Consider the following 21,969-nt stretch of genomic DNA (forward strand, 5'->3'; position numbering starts at 1 on the left):
AAGTGACCAACAAAATATACCTGCCATGAATACATCGAATCCTTATCCTCTTTTCAAAGCCTATATCCTGACTCTTTTCCTTTTTTTTATGGCAATGCCATTAATGGCTCAGTCAACAGTAGGGACTAATGTCCACGTGGATATCTGGAACAGTGAAACGCCGATCGTGCAGGGAAGTAATGAGGAAGTGAGAGGCACGCAGTGGTATCGCGAAGAATGGACGCCGGGCAGGGTTATTTTACGTGATAACAGCATCACTGAGGTACATGATATCAACTACAACACTTATGAGGATAAGATCATCTTCAAAGATGGAAATATAATGAAAGCCTACGATCCAACTCAGGTTCGGGGATTTCAATTTTTGGATAGAATGGGAAATAAAACTCAGGAATTTGTTACTGGTATTTCTGACCGGCAATATGGTATCGACCCTTATGACCTGTTTCGTGTTATCTATAATGGTGATACCAAGTTTTTAGCCCGTCACGAAATGATATTTATCCGTAACAGAGGACGTGATATAGTCACCAATAAACGCTACAGTGAATATGATGAGACTGTAACTTACTATTTAATGAAAGACGGGAAGCTAACTAAAACCCGTTTGCGAAAGCGCAACATCCTGAATGACATTGGTGACCAAAAAGATGCTCTCAACGATTTTGTTAAGTCGAGCAAGCTCCGGCTCAAGTCAGAAGAAGATGTGGCAGCGCTACTCAATTATTACGATCAGATCAAATAACAGACAAAAATCAGGGTACATGACCAGTGCGTTATAGGATCACTTCAAATGAATTATGATCTTTGGATTCGTCCACATCGGTAACGTCTATGTCCTTTACATAGCTTGATACCGGGCCATCCTTACATCGCTCAATAAGTTCTTTCACTTCACTCTCGGTTCCCTGAAATACAGCTTCCACCCTGCCATCCGGTAAATTCTTTACCCATCCTTTTATACCAAGTTTATCCGCATTCTTACGGGTAAAGTGCCTGAACCCTACACCCTGTACCCGGCCGGTTATGTAAATGTGTTTTTTCACTATATACTTATTTTTTACAATTTAAATTCTATTTTCCTTTTCTATTTAATACAAAGGAATCATTACCTTTAGAGTTCAACAAAATCCGGAAAAATGACCTTAACTCAACTTTCTTATATCGTTGCCGTCGACAAATATCGGCACTTTGCTACTGCTGCACAAAAGATCTATATCACACAACCAACACTCAGCATGCAGATCCAAAAACTGGAGGATGAACTCGGCGTATTGATCTTCGATCGGTCCAAGTCTCCGGTGGTCCCTACTGCGATGGGTGAGCAGATCATTGAGGAAGCTAAGAGCATTTTGAGCGGTGCAAAACATATTGAGGATATGGTGGCTGTTCAGGGCGATTCACTCAAAGGCACCTTCCGAGTTGGCATTATCCCAACCATTGCTCCCTACCTGGTTCCATTATTTCTAAAACCATTTATTGATAAACATCCTGATGTTGAGCTGATATTTGAAGAGGCACTGACTTCTGAAGTGCTAAAAGGATTAAATGAGGATTATTTTGATGTTGGGATCATCGCTACGCCAACCGATCAGAATATTTTTGAGAAAGATCTTTTTCTTGAACCGTTTATGGGGTATGTGAGTCGGGAACACGAACTGGCTAAGAAAGACCGGATCACTATTGATGACCTTTACCAGGAAGATCTGTGGCTACTGAATGAAGGACATTGTTTCCGGGATCAGACCATTAAACTATGCAAGAAGAATAACGAGAAGCTCAATAAATCGCCTATCATGTTTGAGAGCGGGAATCTAGAAACCCTGAAGCGATTGGTGGAGCAAGATTTTGGTGTAACCCTGATGCCTTATCTCGCCCTCAACGATATTGACAAACGCTGTGCAAATGGAGTGATCAAAAACTTCAAGGACCCTATCCCTTCCAGAAAGATTCGCCTGGTTTACAGCCGCGAGTTCCTGAAACAAAACCTGATCGAAGCATTTGCGGAAGTCATTAAAGACTCGATCCCTGATGATCTCCGTACCCAGGAAGAGAAGATGGTTATAGAATAATAGAACATGACTTAACGCCTCTTCTTTTTCAACATCTTTATTGTCTGTTTGGAGAGCTAGGTTTAAGGATAGATCTATCTTAGAGACTAAAATATATCACTCAAAAACTTCGGGGTAATCGGCTTTGGTTTCCAAACGACCAGACGAATGATTGAATTCATAGATGTATTTTTAAATAAAGATAATCGAATTACAAAGATCTTTCCTGAATCAAGAGTGTGACTTTTTCATCTTGAATATTAGCAGAAAGAATGATCTACACTTAAGCCTGCGGCTAGCTTTTCTTTAACAGCCCGGATCCGCCCAAAACAACGGCTAAAGCTCCACCAACGAGCATCAGGATGGCTTCGGTAGAACCTGCCCCGCCAAAGGCCTGGTCAAGCTCTGAGCCTAGTGAGTTGTATTCCTGATATCCAAAATAGAGCAGGAGTACACCGGCAATGAGAAGTGCAATAGAAATCGTTCGCTTCATAATATCGATATTTGTTTGGGTTGTCACCTATCTAAGAATTTTAGAAAACAAGCGCAATCAAGTCAAGAATAAAACTCAAATTACTACGTCACAGTAGTTTATCATAATTGCAAACTACAAGCAATTCAAGAATAAAAAATTCGAATAGCCCTGCCACGAACTGTCACCCTCTCTTCTTAGTTTAGTGGTGAAGTAGTATAGATAAATTTTAAAGTGGTCATCCTGAACCCGACTTGTCGGGATGAAGGACCTTCACTACTCAGATCTGTGAAGGTTCTTCGCTTTCGCTCAGAATGACTTATAAAATAAAGACCAGCAAAATACATGCTCGAAATAACCAAAGCCGGAAATCATGGAATTTTGCTGCCGCAGCTGGGCATTGGGCTGGATTACAGCGGCTCCAAGGCTGATCATGTGTTCGTTTCTCATGGTCATGCAGATCATATTCCATGGAAAGTGGATGCCATGGTTTACGCGACGCCTCCCACTAAAAAGTTCATGGAACTGCGAGGGGTTAAATATGAGGTACAGGTCCTGCCATTCGGTGAAACCATTGAGACAGAAGCAGCCAGGATAACTTTTTATCCTGCCGGACATATTCTTGGCTCTGCCATGACTTTTGTTGAAAGTGAGTATGGAAACCTGCTTTATACCGGCGACTACCGGACACCACCCTCGCCTGCCACGGAAGGATTTGAACTGCCCGATACTCCTATCGACAGTTTTATTACTGAAGCGACATTCAGTTTACCGGTGTACAAATGGCAGGGCTATGATGAGTTAAAAGCAGAGATATTGAATTTTGCCCGTTCTGCCCTGGAAGAAGAATTACACCCCCGTCTTTCTGGCTTACAATCTCGGAAAGGCACAGGAGATCATGCATCTGCTGAGCGATCATGGAACATCCCGATTCAAATTCATGGAGCCGGATTTAAGCTCTGCTCGGTCTATGATGAGGAAGGCATCGATCTTGGAAATTACGAAAGCTATGACAGAGACACCTGTGAAGGTAAGATTCTGATCTGCCCAAGTTCAGCCATCAGCAACGGTTTCGCATCAAATGTTAGCAGGAAACGGATCGCCTACTGTAGTGGCTGGGCCGCAATGGAATCGAGACGGAGTCAGCTTACCGTAGATAAGCTCATTCCCATCTCCGATCATCTCGATTTTTTCGAACTGATCGATCTATGTGAAAAGCTAAAGCCTGAAATGACTTACATCACCCATACCCCAAACCCGGATGTGGTGAAGCATTACCTGGATGAAAGGAATCTGGCTTCCAGGTTTTTGTAGAAAGGTTGAAACTGAAATTCAAAATTTAAAATTCAAAATGAAAAAGTTGTTTGCCTGAATATAACCTCTTTTTAAAGCCTCATACTAAAGCAATCGCTGATACAGCTTTGGATAAAGGGGCCATTTTAAATTTTTCATTTTAAATTTTGAATTAGCCCGTGACAATTCAAGCACCACATACCTTCCTCAACCTATCAAAGGTTGCGCAGTCTATAAACGAAACGCGTGGCAGTAATGCAAAGATCAAAATTTGTGCAGATTATTTTGAGTCACTTGAGGATGAGAAAGATCTAGAACTGGCAGCACAATTCCTTGGAGAAGGGGCCTTTTCAGACATTTCAGGGAAACGGGCCTCTGTTGGAAGCCGAACGTATTCAACCCTGGCAGCTGACCTGTGCGAGATCGATTACGACAAGGTATTCAAACCCAGTAAAACGGCATTGGGCAGTTCCTCCGAAACAATAGAGAAACTATTCACCAATATTCCGGAAGCACGTGAAAAATGGTCGCCGCAATACCTGACTCTAAAGGAAGTGGAAGCTATTTACGAACGCCTTCAGGCAGTTTCTTCAAGAGCAGATAAACAGGAGATACTGTCCAATTCATGGGCAAAAATGACGCCCCTTGAAATAAAGTACTTTCTGCGCATTATGGGGAGAGGATCTCTTAGGATAGGATTTGAGACAAAGAGTATTGTTTCATCTATTGCGAAGGCTTTTAAGAAGAAAGGTTGAAGATGTTCGCTACGTTCATATGATCACCGGAAGCATTGGGAAAACGGCCATACTTGCACGAAATGATCAGCTTGAAGACGCCCGATTCAAACTCTTTCAACCCATTGCCTTTATGCTTGCCTCCCCGATCGAAAGCCGATCCGTTGAGAATTTCACGGATTATCTGGCTGAAGAGAAATTTGATGGGATGCGCTGCCAGATCCATGTCAAAGGTGATGAGGTCCGTATTTTTTCCAGAGATATGAATGAGATCACTCACTCTTTTCCTGAGATCGTCACTTTCTTTGCAGATCGTGAAATGCCGGGTATTGTGTTGGACGGAGAAATCTGCGTATTCACGGACAATACCATCATGCCCTTTCAGCACCTTCAAAAACGAATGGGGCTTAAAAAACCATCCAAAAAGATCCTTGAAGAGCATCCAACCATATTGATCTCTTACGATGTGTTGTTTTTTGATGGTGATCCTGTGTTTGAACAGACCCTTTTGGAACGCCGGGATCTGCTATCAAAACTATCCGAAGAACATAATTTTCCGTTAACCACACAACATCTCATCAACCATGAAGATGAGATCGAAATACTCTTCGACCAGGCCCTAGCCCACGGGAATGAGGGTTTAATGCTGAAACACAAGCATTCCACCTACGAATATGGTCAGAGAAGGAAGTCTTGGTTAAAAGTTAAGAAACCCGGCGGCTCTATTGATACCATCATGATGTATGCTCATGCCGGAAGTGGTAAACGCGGTGGCACGTACTCGGATTTCACTTTGGGGGTTTCTGTGAGAGATGACGAGAGATATGAAGAGGAATTCATTCCTATCGGGAAGGCTTACGGCGGATATACCGATGAGGAATTAAAAAAACTGAATAGCAGGATCAAAAAGATCACGGCCGAAAAATATGGCCCAACCCTGGGACTTTATCCGGATATTGTAGTAGAACTGGAGTTTGATGACATTCAGGTCAATAAAAGAACAAAGGCCAATTACACTCTGCGTTTTCCCAGATTTAAAGCCATCCGTTGGGATCTTTCACCGGATGATGTAGATACCCTTAAAGATGTTGAACGATTGTATGAGGAGAAGTTGAATCAGGAACGCCTCAAGCAAAGCAGCAATCCTTCCTTCGAGTTTAAATAATCCTTCAAGTTTACCAATATTCATATTTTTACATACGAAGGGGAATGCGCACCAATTTTAAGAAGTTAAATTAATCAGTATCGGGCCTGAATACCATCCTAAATGCCTTTTAATAGCATTTAACAATCTAAAGGGAGAGCATTTAAAATAAATCGGGTTAAAGGGTTAAACTACATAATACATGCAAATGAAAGAACTAAAGAATTTGACGAAATACATAATAACGGCCGTATTTCTGATCGGTATTACTGCTTGCTCAGGAGACGGTGGTGAGTACTCAAATCAACAACAAAATCAATCGGGTGTGATCCCATCTGTTGAAGCTGTTCAGGCTCGATATGGTTCGCTGCCACTGGTCGAGCGATTCAGCGGAAATGTAAGATCAGAGAATCAAGTTGCCCTCTACCCCGAGATATCCAGCGTGGTACAGGAAGTATATGTCCAGAACGGTGACTTTGTGAAGCGAGGCGATCCAATAGTAAAACTGAACACCGGCATCCTCGAAAAACAATTGCAACAAGCTGAAGCTAATTTTAAGATCAGTAATGCTCAGCTAAAACAAGCTCAGGCTCAGTTTAATGAGATCCAAAGTGAATATCGCAGAGTTAAACAACTTGAAGAAAAAGATCTGACCAGTGAGGCTGAAGTTGATCAGATCGAGGGGCAATTGCTATCAGCTGAGGCTGATGTTGAACTTGGCTGAAGCCCAAAGAGATCAGTCGGCATCGTTAGTTGAGCAGCGCAGAGAAGAACTTAGTAAAGCTATTATTAAAGCACCTATTTCAGGAACTGTTGGGCAGCGTAATGCTGAGATCGGTATGCAGGCAAATACAAATACTCAGCTGTTTCTGATCGGTGACCTTACAAAACTAAAAATTGAGATCGTTCTGACCGAAGAAATGCTTAATCAGATCAATGTCGGTCAAACTGCAAGGGTTTTCGTTAATAACAACGAAGGTAAACAAATCGCCCTGGAGGCCAAGATCTCACGCATATCCCCTTTCCTGAATGAAGTAACCAGAAGTACCGAGGCAGAGATCGATGTTAATAACCAGGATGGCCTTCTGAGACCGGGTATGTTTGTTCCTGTTGATATCCTCTTCGGTGAAAGTGAACAGGCTACACTTATTCCGGTAAGTGCTCTTTATACAAATACTCAAACCGGTGAAAGCGGTGTATTTTTAGCCAGTTCACTTGGTTCAGAAATTGAACCGGTCAGTGACAGTTCAGCAAATGGTTCAAACGGACCGGCTGCCATGTCGACTCCAACCCCGGTTGAGTTTGTCCCCATCAACGTTATTGCTCAGGGTAGAATGGAGCTAGGCGTTTCCGGTGTTGAAAGCGGACAGTGGGTCGTAACCATTGGTCAGGATCTGCTTGCGGAAGGAAGAGAAAGAGCTCGCGTAAGAAGTATGAGCTGGGATCGTATTTACGAATTACAAAATCTACAGCGTGAAGACCTCCTGGAACAGATCATGCAGGAACGCGACCGTTCTTCCAACAATATGAATCTTTAATCTGAAGCATCATGCCAATTACAGAAACTTCGATCAAGCGACCTATTGCCACTTCGATGCTCTTTCTGATCATCATCACCCTTGGTGTTATTGGATTTCGATTCTTACCGGTTGATCTGCTACCACCTATAGAGTATCCACAGCTCACTGTTTCAACCAACTATGCCAATGTTGGTCCTGCAGAAATGGAGCAGATCATCACAGAACCCGTTGAAAATGCCCTTGCCGGTGTACCCGGTGTGGAGCGCGTTCGTTCCAGCTCAAGTCAGGGAAGCAGCCGTGTAACCCTAGAATTTGCCCAAAGTGTGGATGTTGACGTTGCTTCAAACGATGTCCGGGCAGCACTAGACCGCGTTCGTGATGACCTCCCACCCGAGGCAGACCCACCAAGGATCTGGAAATTCGATCCCAATAACTTTCCGATCGTGATCATCGGTGCAAATTCTGACATGAATCTGGCAAAACTCACAACCGTATTAGATCGCGAAATTTTACAACGATTTGAGCAGATCAACGGTGTTGGCTCAATCGATATCTGGGGCGGTATTGAAAGAGAAGTTAAAGTCAATATACGACGGGATCGTCTGATCGCAAGTGGACTGTCGACTGCTGACGTACAACAAGCGATTGCCGGTGAAAATGCTAATCTACCAGGCGGTAACGTAAACTCCGGTGTGAAGCAGCTTTATGTGAGAACCCTTGGCGAATATGAATCTATCGAACAGATCGCCAATACGGTTATTACCACTGTCGATCAAAAGCCCATTAGAGTTAAGGATGTTGCTGAGGTTACTTTTGGATATCAGGATTTGAACCGTGTGGTCTATATTGATGAGCAGCCGATGGCTCGTTTCGGAATTCGTAAACAGACCGGTGCCAACACAGTAGCTGTAGCCGAAAATATCAGGCAGGAAGTGAAGCACATAAATCAGGAACGTAATGATCTTGAATTATTCGTAACCACAGACCAAAGTGAATTTATTCAAAGTTCCATCGATAACGTACAGAACTCTGCTCTTTGGGGAGCCCTGCTCGCTGTTTTTATTCTCTACATTTTCTTCAGAAATGGATCCTCAACCTTCATTATTGCAGTTTCTATTCCGATTTCTATCATTGCAACATTCGCCCTGCTTTATTTCAGTGACCTGACGCTGAATCAAATGAGTTTTGGGGGGTTAGCTCTTGGTGTAGGTCTTATTGTTGATAATGCTATCGTAGTACTTGAAAATATTATCAGGCTTCGGGAAGAAGAAGGTGAAGACCTCAAACCAAGTGCGCTGATCGGAACCAAACAAGTAGCCGGTGCTATTGTTGCCTCTACTCTTACCACCTGCGTGATCTTTTTACCGGTAGTGTTTATGCAGACCGTATCAGGACTGCTATTTCAGGAACTGGCACTCGTGGTTGTATTTGCCCTTGCCTGTTCCCTGCTTGTAGCCCTCACGCTTGTACCAATGCTTTCAAGCCGTTTCCTAACCGTTAAAAAAGGAGGAAATAACAAAAAAGGACGATTTCAAATATTCTTTACCCGCATGGAAGGCAAGTACTCACTTGGCCTTGAAAAAGCACTCAGACATAAACCTGCTATTTTCGGAATTACCGGTATACTTGTTATTGGAAGTTTCCTGGCCATACCAACTATTCCTGTAGAATTGGCGCCTCAAACTGATGCCGATGAGATCGATATAGATCTCCAAATGGCTGACGGTACTAATATCGCCGTTCAGAATTTATATCTGAAAGAGTTGGAAAATATCGTAAGGGCAACTTTACCAATGGATGATGTGGAATACTTTACCACTGAGGTTCGTGATGGCCGAGCCGAGGTTGAAATTGCCATGGTGCCTCAGTCTGAGCGATCCCAAAGTACCTCTGAACTGGCTGAAGAAATTCGTGGAAACCTGGAAGGACAAATTCCGGGCGCCGATATCAGAGTGAGTGCACAATCTGGACTTTGGATCATGCGACGCATATTTGGAGGTGGCGGTGCCGAAGACCTGCAGTTTGAACTGCGTGGTTATGATCTTGAAAAAGCCTATGATCTGGCTCAGGATATCAAGCTTCGGGTTGAAAAACTCCCGGGCATTGTCGAGGTACGATCAGGACAATCAGAAGGAACTCCTGAAGAAAGAATTTTATTCGATCGCGAAAAGATCGCAAATCTTGGTCTCTCTGTAAGGGAAGTAGCTCAGGTCATCCAAACCAATATTGGTGGCAGCCGAGCCGGTTCCTACCGTATTGGCGGTGATGAATATCCTATCACGGTACGACTGAGACCTGAAGACCGACTCGGAACTTTAGACATCAATAATATTTCCGTAAATCTACCCGGTGGTGGAGTGGTTCCGGTTTCATCTGTCATTGTTAAGGAAAGCGGTCGTGGACCTGAAGATATAAACAGGATCAACGGACAACGCGTCACCAACATCACCGCAAACCTTGAGTCGGGAGTGGCGCTGGGTGAAGCCGTAGAAACTATACAAGCTGAACTTGCTGATTTCCCTCTGCCTGAAGGATTCAGTATAGTTTACGGAGGTGAGTATGAAGAACAGCAAAAAGCGGCCGCTGATTTTAGTATGTCGATCATCATGGCTTTGATCCTTATCTATATGGTGATGGCCGGACAGTTCGAGCGTTTTCTCGATCCATTGATCGTAATGTTTTCAGTTCCGTTGGCAATGATCGGAGTGATCCCTGCCCTGCTGATCACAGGCACCACGATCAACATTCAAAGCTTGATGGGAATGATCATGCTGGTCGGTATTGTGGTGAACAATGCCATTGTACTGGTTGACTATATCAACCTGATGAGGCGCGATAAAGGCTTACCCGTTTTTGATGCCGTTATCGAAGCGGGGCGACTCAGACTTCGTCCTATTTTAATGACTACACTGACAACCGTATTGGGACTTCTGCCTCTCTCATTTGGATTAGGTGCAGGAGCAGAAATTCAAGCTTCACTGGCACGAGTCGTTATTGGTGGTTTGACGGCCTCCACGTTGGTTACCCTGGTATTTATTCCAGTAGTTTATGTGACAGCCGATAACATTATGGAAAAAGCTAAAGCGATCAGCTGGAATCCGTTCACTTCAACCAAAGAAGTAGAATTGGTTAAATAACCCGATCTAAAATTATCTTAAATAGAAACCCACAGGGTCATAACCCTGTGGGTTTTATTTTATCTGAAATATTGGCTCAATTAAGAGCCTGCTCAACTGAATTGATCAAGAAAGATGTCAGGCTTTTATCAGGCAACAGAGTTTCGCCACTCCATTTGAAATCAAGGCCATCCAAACGTTCAGCCACTGATTTTTCTCTTCCACCGGGGGAGAGAAAAACAGGAATCACAATTACATCCCCTGAAATATTACCTTGTCTTACCACCGCTCTTAAATGCTGCTTGGCCTGTTCATGTATGTCCTTTGGTGCATCATCACGCACAGTTAGAGCCATAATATTTTTGAATTTTGAAGCCCCTTCCTCTTTTTGTTTTTGTTGAACCTGAGCCGCAAGAGACTCCATGCTTTGAACCCAACCGGTATTATCTTCCTCACCATTGGGTCCGTGAGCAACCAAAACTACGGTTTCTTTCTCCGGAGTTTCACTAAGAGATAATATTCGCTTCCTCAGTATGTCAGCAACAATAGGGTGATCATCCAAAGCATCGGTGAACTGTACCGGTGAGTGTACTTCAATTTGATTGAGCTTTGGGGGAAAGATCATGTTATGCATGAAGTGTGTTTCATCCAAATCCACTCCTGCCATTTCTGCAAACTCATCGGTGTAATGCATCACGGGCATCGGCTGATCTGCCAATTCATCTCTCACACCCAACAGATATTCAGCCTGCCTCAGAATCGGACTATGCTTTGATATAAATAAAGGAATGACTATGATACGTTCTACGCCAATTGCTTCCAGACTTCGCACCGCTTTTTGGAGGGAAACATAATTGGCCATCCCCCAGGCATATTCAACCGGATAGGTTTCAGTCAATGGTTTAGCTGCCTGCTTTACCATTTTGTTCCATGTGGTACCCCCACCATGTGCCATGATCAAAATTCCAACTTTTGATGCTTCCTTATGATCCGTTGCGCTCATTTGTAGATAGTTTAACTGAGTTGATGAATATTTTTTACCCTGAAAAGATACGAATTGAAGGGATTTTCTGAAGTGAGATCGGCTGGTAATTTGTATGTGGTTTATAACCTATAACCTCACTGGTACCCTAGATCCCGGCAGGCATTACGAACCTGCGGTTAGGAACGAGTGTTAACGAGTGCTAAACCTATAAATCCAATTCATAAAAAGACCATCTTCAGATCAATTACAGGGAGATGTTCGTCACCTAAATTAGGCCCGGAAAAACCACGACTCACTGACTGAGTCGTGGTTAAAGGCAATCAGGCTTCCTGAAGGTTTTCTTTCACTATTCGTTCCTGTACATCGTGCGGTACCGGGGCGTAGTGTGAAAATTCCCTTGTATAGGTTGCACTGCCCTGAGTCATTGACTTCAGTTTGGTGGAGTAATGATCAAGTTCTTCCAACGGTACATGGGCCTTGATCTTCTGAATGGATCCTTCACCTTCCATGCCCTGAATCTGACCCCTTCGGGAACTCAAGTCACTCATCACATCACCCATATAATCTGAAGGCACATTCACCTCTATCTGATAAACAGGCTCCATCAGTTTTGGAGCCGCTCGCATGAAAGCATCCTTAAAGGCCATAAGTCCCGCTGTTTTAAAGGCAGCCTCATTGGAATCAACAGAGTGCATAGACCCATCATAGACTGATACCCGTATATCACGGGCACGGCAGCCACTCATTGGAGCATTTTCCATTTTTTCCATCACACCCTTAAGAATGGCGGGCATGAAACGATTGTCTATTACTCCACCTACAATGCAATTCTGAAATATAAGCTTTCCGCCCCAGTCCAGGTCATGCTCCTGAACATCACGAACTTTCAGGTCATCCGGAGTACTCATGCCATCCTCATAAGGTTCAACCAAAAGTTGCACCTCAGCAAACTGCCCGGCCCCTCCCGATTGTTTCTTATGCTTGTACTGTGAACGAACACCTTTGGTGATGGTTTCCCTGTATGGGATCTTAGGCGTGATGAATTCAACATCCAGTTTGAACCGGTTCCTCAGCTGATCCTCGATCACTGCCAGGTGTTCTTCTCCCTGTCCGTGAATAATAACCTGTCGCAGTTCCTGACTGTGTTCGATCCTTACAGAAGGATCTTCCCTCTGTATTTGATGCAGGGCATGCCCAAGTTTATCTTCCTCACCTTCTCGTTTCAACTTAACAGCCGTTCTGATGGTAGTTGGTGGAAATTCAATAGGCTGAAGCTTTACATCATGCCCTTTTTCGTGAAGGGTATCATTCACCTCACCGTCTTTAAGTTTTACAACCGATCCAATATCACCGGTTCTTATCTCACTGATCTCCAAGCGTTTTTGTCCTTCTGTGAGAAACAAACTCCCCAAACGCACCGAGGAATTGTTTGAGCTGTTCACCATATCCATTCCGGGCCTGATACTTCCACCATACACTTTAAAATAGATCAGATCTCCTACATGAGATTCGGAATGCGTCTTAAATAGGAACATGACAGGTTTACCATCAGGGGCGAGCTTAAATTCATCCCCATCCACAGTTTTAGGGGGATTTCCCTGAAGTGGATTTGGGGCTACATCATCCAGGAAGCCCATCACCCGACCGGTTCCCATATTTTTGGAAGCCGTTGAGCAGAAAAGAGGAAAGATCTGACCATTTACCAACGAAATGTGCAGGCCTTTTTCCATCTGTTCTTCATCCAGTTCACCCTGCTCAAAATAGATATCCATCAGGGTTTCATCGTTCTCGGCTATGGTCTCTACCAGTTCCTGATGAAGTTTTTCAGCCTGGGGTTTCATGGAATCAGGAATCGGGAGCTTATCCGGCTTTCCTCCACCATCGGGAAATTCGTACATAGTCATACGAAGTACATCAATGATGGCATGAAAATCTTGTCCCTCACTATAAGGAAACTGTACGACCGTAACCTCTCTTCCAAAATGCTCTCTTGCCTCATCCACGGTTTTCCAGAAATCAGACTGATCAGTATCCAGCTTATTGACTATAAACATAGACGGCACGCTGTATTTCTGCACATATTTCCAGAGGGAGTCGGTTGCTGTTTCCACTCCCTGTTCACTGTTAAGCACAAAAATAGCCGTATCGGCGATCCGAACGGCTCCTGCTACTTCACCTATGTAATCCGAAGTGCCGGGTGTGTCAATTAAGTTGATCTTGTGCCCTCTCCAATCCAGGTTCAAAAACGAAGAGTAAATGGATTTTCCCTTTTCTTTTTCCAGTGAATGGTAGTCAGACACCGTATTCTTTTCTTCTACTGAACCACGACGGTTAATAGCTCCGGCTTCGAAAAGCATCGTTTCGGCCAACGTTGTTTTCCCGGAGCCGGAATGGCCCAATAGAACAACATTTCTGATGCGGGTTGGATCGTAAACTTTCATAGGATCTCCTTATTAATTGACACCAGTTTTATTGCAGCTTAGGTAGCTTAAAAACTAATTCCTGCAAAGAGCAGAAACAGTCTTCAAAATTACCGTTAGATCTGGTTCCGCTCGATTCGGGTCAGAACCAATTGTCTTTGCAGCAAATATTTAAGTGTGTTTTCTTTAAAACAGATTTTAACTTCTGATCGCTTTAGTTGGTTATTGGTTTATTTTGATTGGAAACGGTAAACATTCCAAAGAACCATTTCCCAATAACCAATAACTAAGCTTGCGCCATAAATTCAATGAACAGTAGCCATACTTCTTGAACAGTATGTGAAGAAATAAAATAATCGGAAGCTTGAATAAATCAACATGAAAAATATACTGCTGATACAAACTGGTGGAACCATAGCCATGAATGCCAAAGGCGCCGGGGTGGAATTGGATCCTGATACCTGGTCAAAGGTATTATATGAGGAAATTCCGGAACTCAGTGACATAGCTGAGATCACCACCTTTCCCTTGTTCTTTGAGGATAGTTCCGACCTAAACGCTTCCCACTGGGTTCAACTGGCTGATTGCATAGAGAATAAATACAGCAATTATGACGGATTTGTGATCCTGCACGGAACAGATACCATGGCTTATTCCGCCTCAGCACTTAGCTTTGGACTCAAAAATCTGGGAAAACCGATCATATTTACGGGGAGTCAGCTACCCATGAGTACCATTCGAAGTGATGCCCGCCGTAATTTAGTGAATGCTATTGAGCTGGCAACTATGGATTTTAAAGAAGTTGGGATATGCTTCAACGATGCCCTATACCGTGGTAATAGAGCCACTAAAATGAGCATTGGGGATTTTGACGCCTTTGGATCACCTAATTTTCCTGCGTTAGCTGACATCGGCATCCAAATTGAAACCCGTGTTTCTGAACAATTCGCTTTGGGTAAGTTTCAGAATAAAGCTCACTATTCGGATGAGGTTTTTGTGCTTACGGCTCACCCCAATTTAAATCCGGAATTTCTGAAAGATTTGAACTTGAACAAGATCAGGGCCGTCATCATACGCGCGTTTGGGAGCGGTAATTTCTGCATCAAGGGTAAGTACAGCCTCCTCCCGTTTCTGGATAAATGCAGAGAAAAAGATGTGATTGTCACTATTGTATCTCAGGCCGATTTTGACTCCGTTGACCTTACCCAATATACAGCCGGCCGTGCTGCCCTCGAACATGGTGCCATCAGCGGTAATGATATGACGCTGGAAGCCGCACTCACCAAACTCATGTTTTTATTGGCACATTACGACTCCAAAAACGATATTGAGGCGTTGTTCCAGAAATCTATAGTGGGAGAACTTTAAATAGGTGTTAGGTTTTAGGTGCAAGGTTTTAGAAGTTTCTTGCACAAAAACTAACACCTCATATCTAACACCTAAAACCTAATACGATGTTTTTCATTTTTGATCTTGAGACCATTCCTGATATTGATTTCATTCGTCAGGTGTTGAACGACCCTGATTCAGATGAGGAGAAATTACTTGAACGGGCGAGTGAGGAATTAGCTCGTAACTCGTCCGGTTTCCTACCGCCTATGTATCACCGGATGGTTTCCTGGGTGGGACTTTGGATCGAAAACACCGGAGGCCCTAAACAAAAGCTAGCCTGGAGTGGTGAGGATGAAAAAGAGGGTCTGCTGAAAATTTTCGATGCTATTGGCACTTATAAGGATTTCGGCCTCATTCACCACAACGGTAAAGGTTTTGATATCCCCGTTCTCACTTATCGCGCTTTAAAGCACGGGTTGCAGATGCCGGTTCGTATGAACGATTACGACATCCGTTACCGCTATAGCCGCCATAACGTTGATCTGGTAGATGAATTCAGTAATTACGGGGCTAGTTCGTGGCCTAAGCTTAAGCACCTTGGCCAGCTTATCGGTATTCCATTCAAACAGACCGGAGAGGGAAATGAGGTATACGCCATGTACAAACGCGGTGAGCTCGATCTTATCGAACACTATTGCTATGAAGATGTGATGGCGACCTACATTGTTTGGCTCTACTTTGAGTTCACGGCCGGGCATATTCCCGAAGATCAGTTCCAAAACTTACGCGACCGCGCTATGAGTAAACTGGAAGAGATACAAAGCGGTCCGCCCAAATAGGTAATCAATCTCCGAGGCGGAGTATCAGAAGCTTTATCAACTCAAAAATCAGGAATTAAGAACTCGAACTCGATCTGACGGATAACCCGTCTGATCGATGAATTGGGGCTTGGGTGGTTAAAACCGGCAAACGGTCAGACGGACTTTAAGCCGGCAGACCGTGAATAGTGAATTCTGATATTCTCGGTCAAACGTATCCATCACCCCGTTTCTCTTCAGTAATGTTTTTCTACCCTGGTTTATGGGAAACAAAATGATGGATTACATGCAGCAGCGCACCATCATTTGGCTCACTTGAATTCGAATTACCACGTCTGAGTTCAGGAGAGCCGGGTGATGGAACTACAACCTCGAACTCGATCTGACGGATAACCCGTCTGATCGATGGATTGAGGATTAGGTGGTTGAAACCAGCAAACGGTCAGACGGACTTTAAGCCGGCAGACCGATGAGTAGGAATAATTCTCGGTAACGACCAGCATAGTCTCCGGTAATGACGGAGAACATGTATCACATGCAGCACGACCAGTAATAATTGATCTAAAACCGTATTACACACTAGGTGCTCTCTCTATCATTTTCGTGATAACGTCCGTGGCAACTGTAATATACCGCATCCTATATCACTGTAATCGGCATTTCCGTATCCAAAATGGTTCTATCAACTTACAGACCATACGCTTTGGTTTTTAATGTACCATTGATCGGCAGCACGGCGCGCACCAAGTCCCCAGGTCGGATAAGGATGAATGGTATCTGCAATACCCCGCATACTCACACCATTTTTTATGGCAAGGGCATATTCTGAGATGATCTCCCCGGCATGTGCTCCAACAGCTGTCGCTCCCATGATCTTTCCGGATAATTTTTTTGCATAAATTTTTATCAAACCGGTTGTTTCTCCTTCGGCTAAGGCCCTGTCTATCTTTGAATAGGGAAATCTGTACACCTCAAACTTTACTCCATCCTCAAGAAGTTGATGCTCGGTTTTTCCAACATGAGCCAGTTCAGGATCTGTGAAGGTTACCCAAGAAACCATCTTTTTTTCAATTTTCATGGGAATGAATTTAAGGAGTGATTTAGTCGCTGCGATCTTGGCCATATGATCACTCATATGCGTAAACTGATACCTGCCTGTCACATCTCCCTGCAGCATAAATGTGCCTTTGATTGGTACGGCACGACTCGTTCACCGGAATATTTCCATCTTCAGTTTCAACGCCTGCAGCTTCAAGGTTAAGACCCGCTGTGCTTGCTCTTCGCCCTGTTGCCATCAACAAAGTATCCCCTTTGATTACATCGACTTCTCCATCCCTTTTGATATGAACTCTGATAGAATTTCCATCCTGTTCGATCATTTGAATGGAAGCATGCAGTTCGTAATTCACACCCTGTTTTTCAAGTTCACCCTTTAGGATGTCCACAAGTTCAGGATCATCGTTTGTGAGAATATTAGGTGCCATATCGACTACCGTCACTCTAGATCCCAAATTCACAAAAGCCTGCGACATTTCCGTACCGATCGGTCCCCCACCAATTATAATGAGGTCTTTGGGCAGGTCTTCGATCTCGAACAGACTTTCATTCGTTAAATAATCGACTTTATCCAAGCCGGGAATATCAGGGATAAATGGTTTGGCTCCTGTCGCAATGATGAATTTTTTAGAGGAAACAGTTTTCAATTCTCCATCAGGCTGTTGTATCTCTATGGTGTGAGAGTCCGCAAAAGATGCCATTCCAAACGCAACTTCAATGCCCATTTCCTCAAATATCTCGGGGCGATCGGCGTCTTCATAAACTTCCTTTCGAACCTCATCCACGTGCTGCATCACTTTTTTAAAATCAATATTCGGTTCACCATCTATTAAGCCGAATTTACCTGCCTCCCTGATCTGCTTAGCCACTTTTCCGGCTTTAAGCAATGTTTTAGAAGGAATGCAACCCGTCCACGTGCAGTCGCCACCAAGACGGTCAGCTTCCACCATCATGGTTTTTGCACCGAAATTCGCAGCTATTCCGGAAGCAGTGAGACCTGCTGCCCCACCGCCAATTACGATCATATCATACTCGTATTTAGACATGTTTCTTTTGCTTGTATATCATTTCGTCTTAGTAAGATTAGTATACATATAATATTCTGATAGAATTCAATGTTCAAAGTAACAGACGCTACCAGAGTACCGCAGCCTTACCTAATCTTTTTATAAAACAAAAAAGGCAAAGAGTTTTTCAACCCTTTGCCTTTACATGAATCATTTAGAATGTAATTCAGATCAAGCTTCCTGAGCATTCTGTGTTTCCTGCTCTTGAGCATCTGCTTGCTTTCTGAGTGTAGCCTGAGCTGAGGCCAGATGGGCAACAGGGACTCTAAAAGGTGAGCATGATACGTAATCAAGACCTGTTACGTAAGCAAAGTTAATACTGCTGGGATCACCACCGTGCTCTCCGCAAATACCGATCTTGAGGTCTTTATTGACCATTCGGCCTAAGCGAACACCGGCCTGAACCAATTGTCCGACACCTTCCTCATCAAGTACCTGAAATGGATCCTGTTTAAGAATTCCATTTTCAACGTACGCTGGCAGGAATTTAACAGCATCGTCACGGCTGTAGCCAAAGGTCATTTGGGTCAGGTCATTTGTGCCGAATGAAAAGAAATCAGCTTCCTCAGCGATTTGATCGGCAAGAATAGCTGCACGTGGCACCTCTATCATAGTTCCGACCTTGTAATCAAGTGACACGTCTTCTTTCTCAAGAATCTGCTTAGCTACTTTATCAACGACTTTTCGCTGATTTCTGAATTCTTCAACGCCACCAACCAACGGAATCATGATCTCAGGAAGTACTTCTTTGCCTTCTTTCTTGAGCTCAATAGCGGCTTCAATGATTGCCCGTGCCTGCATTTCGGTGATCTCAGGATAGGTAATTCCCAGGCGGCAGCCTCGGTGACCCAGCATAGGGTTGAATTCCTTGAGTTGATTTATTTTAGCCTGAAGTTTCTGGACAGTCACACCCAGTTCTTCAGCTACCTTTTCGATCTCCTCTTCTTCCTGTGGCAGGAATTCATGAAGTGGTGGATCCAGTAAACGGATCGTCACCGGCAATCCTTCCATAGCCTCAAAGATCTCAATGAAATCCTGTTTTTGGAAAGGGAGCAGATTATCTAAAGCAGCTACACGCTCTTTCCTATTATTGGCGATGATCATTTTTCTCATGAAATTCACGCGCCCGGGTTTAAAGAACATATGTTCTGTTCTTGCAAGACCTATACCCACAGCACCATGACCACGGGCAGCAGCGGCATCTTCCGGTGTTTCAGCGTTGGTGCGTACTTTCATTTCTTCCACTTCACCAACCCAGCTCATGAATATCTGGTACTCTTTACCAAATTCAGGTTCACTCAGTTCTTTTGCTCCTAAGATAACCTCACCCGTACTTCCGTTAAGAGAAATGTAATCTCCTTCTTTTACGGTAACCTCACCGTTTGTAAAAGATCCGTTTTTATAGTTGATTACGATATCGCTACATCCTGCCACGCATGGTTTCCCCCATCCGCGGGCAACCACGGCAGCATGACTAGTCATACCGCCGCGTGAAGTCAAAATACCCTCAGCAGAAGACATACCACCCACATCCTCAGGACTGGTTTCAATACGAACCAAAATTACCGGATCCTCAGATTTCTCAGCCTCTGCAGAATCAAAAACAACTTTACCTACAGCTGCTCCCGGTGAGGCGGGCAAACCTTTACCAAGTATCTTGGAACCATCATCAAGATCTTTAAACTGAGGGTGTAATAATTGCTCTATATGAAGAGGATCGACCAGATCTCTGATGGCTTCTTGTTTGTTCAGTACACCTTCATTCACCATATCAACGGCGATCTTGACAGCTGCTGAACCGGTACGTTTACCATTCCTTGTTTGAAGGATATATAGATCACCATCCTGAATGGTAAACTCGATATCCTGCATATTCTTGTAATGAGCTTCCAGTTTTCTGGTGTGCTTCATAAGCTCATTATATTTTTCTGGATTAGCTTGCTCCAGTTCCTCAATATGTTTTGGAGTCCGAATTCCTGCCACAACGTCCTCTCCCTGGGCGTTGATCAGATATTCACCATATAGCTTTGCTTCACCTGTAGCAGGATTTCTGGTGAAGCACACACCGGTTCCGCTTGTTTCTCCCATATTACCAAATACCATAGCCTGTACGTTCACAGCCGTACCGATCAATCCAAAAATATTACTGATCTGTCGATATTTGACCGCTCGTGCACTGTTCCAGGAATTGAACACAGCATTTACTGCAAATTTTAGCTGCTCCATTGGGTCTTCAGGGAACATGTGTCCGGTATTTTTTCTGTAAATCGCTTTATATCGCTCTGTCAGTTCTTTAAGGTGTTCTGCACCAAGATCAAGATCAGTCTCAACCCCGACTTCTTTTTTCATATTCTCTATCGCTTCCTCAAACTGATCGTGACTTACGCCCATTACAACATCACCGAACATATCAATAAAACGACGGTAGCTGTCGTAGGCAAAGCGTTCGTTATTGGTCTTTCGGATAATGCCCTCAACTACCTTATCATTGATCCCAAGGTTCAGAATAGTATCCATCATGCCCGGCATGGAAACAGCAGCTCCGGAACGAACAGAAATCAGTAGCGGATCTTTTTCGTTACCTAATTTCAGCCCCATTTCAGCTTCAACATGTTCAACCCCTTTTTTGATCTGTTCTTCAAGTCCTTCAGGCCAGCTCATTTCATTATCGACAGTTGCTTTACAAGCTTCGGTTGAAATCGTAAAGCCAGGAGGCACGGGAATACCGATTGTACTCATTTCAGCAAGATTAGCCCCTTTTCCACCCAGAAGTTGTTTCATTTTTCGGTTACCGTCTGTGTTCAGCTTTCCAAAGCGGTACACAAAATTTTCTGAAAGACCCATGTCGTTACCTCATTTTGTTTTCATTTTGAGAATCAGGTTCAATGCCCAATGTTCTTTCTTATCGGGTTTTTGAACCGAACGCTAAAAAATGCAATTCTAATGTGAAGTAAATATGTAGCCCGGAAAAGCGCTTTTATAATGATAAGTTTAGGTGCAAATTATCTCCTCTACTATTTCAATAACCAAATTCTCTTTTTCCTTCAGCTTAACTTCAAGTTCAAAACAGTGCATATTTACTGCTTATTTTGAATTAGCTTTCATGCTACTATCGTACCTGCTTACATTTTTTCTACAGATATGATTAACAAAAACCGTGCCTTTATAATAATTTACTGCTTTGTCTCTTCTTTAATTTTTGATCTAACATTTAAAACAGTAGAATATACTCCATAGATTACCATCAAAATAACCAGTCCATATACCCATAATGGCACATTATGGCCGGCTACTATCAGATATACATAAGCCGAAATAAAAAAGAAGGTAGCACTCAAGGCGGGTAAAACAATGGACTTCTTCTTTCTGTAATTTTTTACCAACCAAGCTATACTAAGTGTAAAAAAGGGAATAGCCCCCACATATATACTCCCAAAAATAATTGGATTAACTCCGTAATTATCACCCAGACTAAAAAACCATGTTTGGATCGTTTCTATTAATTCAGCCAAAATAAGTGTATTTTAAAAAGTGTAATAGTTTTCTGTTCCGATGCAATAATGAACCGATTTATTACGATAATCAGTTCAGTATACAAACTAGTACAATTTAAGCTGTCTAACTTGAGGTCGAAAAATAAAATAGCCGCTCTATTTCTCACACTTGGTGTGTGTGGGATCATGCTATCTATGATGCACTATCATAGTGAAGGACTTCTTTGTGTACACCACGCTCAGGAACAGCATTATACTGAAAATGAACTTCTTTGTCCTGTAGCGGGCCTTGTTGCGGTGACGGCTGACAGCAATCCGACAGATCTAAACCATCTGCTTCAGTATCAGGAAACGTTAGTTGAAGTACAGGAATTACTGCTTACAACAGAAGTTCCTAATACCCTCCTCGGGCGTGCCCCGCCATATATGATTTAATAAACTTGTAAAACTTTCCTGCCATAGCTCTA

General features: G+C 43.4%; 19 protein-coding genes. 11 read left to right on the forward strand and 8 right to left on the reverse strand.

Going from position 1 to position 21,969, the window contains the following annotated elements:
- The first annotated feature begins 25 nt into the window (after positions 1-25).
- A complete protein-coding gene (locus U5K35_RS08285) occupies positions 26-745 on the forward strand; it encodes a hypothetical protein (RefSeq protein ID WP_322570989.1) in 720 nt (239 codons plus the stop codon).
- A gap of 31 nt (positions 746-776) precedes the next feature.
- On the opposite strand, the gene U5K35_RS08290 is transcribed toward U5K35_RS08285, so the two are convergent.
- A complete protein-coding gene (locus U5K35_RS08290; protein WP_322570990.1) occupies positions 777-1,046 on the reverse strand; it encodes an acylphosphatase in 270 nt (89 codons plus the stop codon).
- 93 nt (positions 1,047-1,139) lie between these two features.
- On the opposite strand from U5K35_RS08290, the gene U5K35_RS08295 reads away from it, so the two are divergent.
- Positions 1,140-2,072, forward strand: a complete 933-nt coding sequence (locus tag U5K35_RS08295; protein ID WP_322570991.1) for a hydrogen peroxide-inducible genes activator — start codon at positions 1,140-1,142, stop codon at positions 2,070-2,072.
- Between the two features lie 274 nt (positions 2,073-2,346).
- Here the strand turns inward: U5K35_RS08295 and U5K35_RS08300 are convergent, their stop codons facing one another.
- Positions 2,347-2,544 carry a DUF3185 family protein gene (locus tag U5K35_RS08300; RefSeq protein WP_322570992.1) on the reverse strand — a complete coding sequence of 66 codons (198 nt, stop codon included), beginning with the start codon at positions 2,542-2,544 and terminating at the stop codon, positions 2,347-2,349.
- A 324-nt stretch (positions 2,545-2,868) separates the two neighbouring features.
- Here U5K35_RS08300 and U5K35_RS08305 point away from each other — a divergent pair, with 324 nt between their 5' ends.
- From U5K35_RS08305 to U5K35_RS08330, 6 genes are all read left to right on the forward strand, one after another.
- Positions 2,869-3,837: a hypothetical protein gene (locus tag U5K35_RS08305; protein ID WP_322570993.1), complete on the forward strand. Its 969-nt coding sequence runs from the start codon at positions 2,869-2,871 to the stop codon at positions 3,835-3,837.
- 158 nt (positions 3,838-3,995) lie between these two features.
- On the forward strand, positions 3,996-4,571 hold the full coding sequence (locus tag U5K35_RS08310) for a hypothetical protein (RefSeq protein ID WP_322570994.1): 576 nt from the start codon (positions 3,996-3,998) through the stop codon (positions 4,569-4,571).
- Positions 4,543-5,715, forward strand: a complete 1,173-nt coding sequence (locus tag U5K35_RS08315) for an ATP-dependent DNA ligase (protein WP_322570995.1) — start codon at positions 4,543-4,545, stop codon at positions 5,713-5,715. Before U5K35_RS08310 ends, U5K35_RS08315 begins: the two co-directional genes overlap by 29 nt.
- A 187-nt stretch (positions 5,716-5,902) precedes the next feature.
- On the forward strand, positions 5,903-6,418 hold the full coding sequence (locus U5K35_RS08320; RefSeq protein WP_322570996.1) for an efflux RND transporter periplasmic adaptor subunit: 516 nt from the start codon (positions 5,903-5,905) through the stop codon (positions 6,416-6,418).
- Entirely contained in the window at positions 6,402-7,232 is an 831-nt protein-coding gene (locus U5K35_RS08325) for an efflux RND transporter periplasmic adaptor subunit (protein WP_322570997.1), read from the forward strand. The genes U5K35_RS08320 and U5K35_RS08325 overlap by 17 nt, the downstream gene beginning before the upstream one ends.
- Before the next feature lie 11 nt (positions 7,233-7,243).
- Positions 7,244-10,351 carry an efflux RND transporter permease subunit gene (locus U5K35_RS08330; RefSeq protein WP_322570998.1) on the forward strand — a complete coding sequence of 1,036 codons (3,108 nt, stop codon included), beginning with the start codon at positions 7,244-7,246 and terminating at the stop codon, positions 10,349-10,351.
- 76 nt (positions 10,352-10,427) lie between these two features.
- On the opposite strand, the gene U5K35_RS08335 is transcribed toward U5K35_RS08330, so the two are convergent.
- Positions 10,428-11,333, reverse strand: a complete 906-nt coding sequence (locus U5K35_RS08335) for a sirohydrochlorin chelatase (protein ID WP_322570999.1) — start codon at positions 11,331-11,333, stop codon at positions 10,428-10,430.
- Between the two features lie 302 nt (positions 11,334-11,635).
- Positions 11,636-13,756: an elongation factor G gene (locus U5K35_RS08340; protein WP_322571000.1), complete on the reverse strand. Its 2,121-nt coding sequence runs from the start codon at positions 13,754-13,756 to the stop codon at positions 11,636-11,638.
- 357 nt (positions 13,757-14,113) lie between these two features.
- On the opposite strand from U5K35_RS08340, the gene U5K35_RS08345 reads away from it, so the two are divergent.
- Together U5K35_RS08345 and U5K35_RS08350 are read left to right on the forward strand one after the other, a co-directional pair.
- Positions 14,114-15,103 carry an asparaginase gene (locus tag U5K35_RS08345; RefSeq protein WP_322571001.1) on the forward strand — a complete coding sequence of 330 codons (990 nt, stop codon included), beginning with the start codon at positions 14,114-14,116 and terminating at the stop codon, positions 15,101-15,103.
- An 86-nt stretch (positions 15,104-15,189) separates the two neighbouring features.
- Complete coding sequence (locus tag U5K35_RS08350; protein ID WP_322571002.1) at positions 15,190-15,906, forward strand: ribonuclease H-like domain-containing protein; 717 nt, start codon at positions 15,190-15,192, stop codon at positions 15,904-15,906.
- 661 nt (positions 15,907-16,567) lie between these two features.
- Here the strand turns inward: U5K35_RS08350 and U5K35_RS08355 are convergent.
- The 4 genes from U5K35_RS08355 to U5K35_RS08370 form a co-directional block, all read right to left on the reverse strand.
- On the reverse strand, positions 16,568-16,963 hold the full coding sequence (locus tag U5K35_RS08355) for a hypothetical protein (protein WP_322571003.1): 396 nt from the start codon (positions 16,961-16,963) through the stop codon (positions 16,568-16,570).
- 49 nt (positions 16,964-17,012) lie between these two features.
- Complete coding sequence (locus tag U5K35_RS08360) at positions 17,013-17,987, reverse strand: dihydrolipoyl dehydrogenase family protein (protein WP_322571004.1); 975 nt, start codon at positions 17,985-17,987, stop codon at positions 17,013-17,015.
- 192 nt (positions 17,988-18,179) lie between these two features.
- Entirely contained in the window at positions 18,180-20,852 is a 2,673-nt protein-coding gene (gene ppdK, locus U5K35_RS08365; protein ID WP_322571005.1) for a pyruvate, phosphate dikinase, read from the reverse strand.
- Positions 20,853-21,181: 329 nt separating this feature from the next.
- Positions 21,182-21,520 (reverse strand): hypothetical protein, encoded by a 339-nt coding sequence (locus U5K35_RS08370; RefSeq protein ID WP_322571006.1) that lies wholly within the window; start codon positions 21,518-21,520, stop codon positions 21,182-21,184.
- A gap of 177 nt (positions 21,521-21,697) precedes the next feature.
- On the opposite strand from U5K35_RS08370, the gene U5K35_RS08375 reads away from it, so the two are divergent.
- A complete protein-coding gene (locus tag U5K35_RS08375) occupies positions 21,698-21,937 on the forward strand; it encodes a hypothetical protein (RefSeq protein WP_322571007.1) in 240 nt (79 codons plus the stop codon).
- The last annotated feature ends 32 nt before the right edge of the window (positions 21,938-21,969 follow it).

Source organism: Rhodohalobacter sp., from assembly GCF_034521535.1.
Lineage (GTDB): Bacteria > Bacteroidota > Rhodothermia > Balneolales > Balneolaceae > Rhodohalobacter.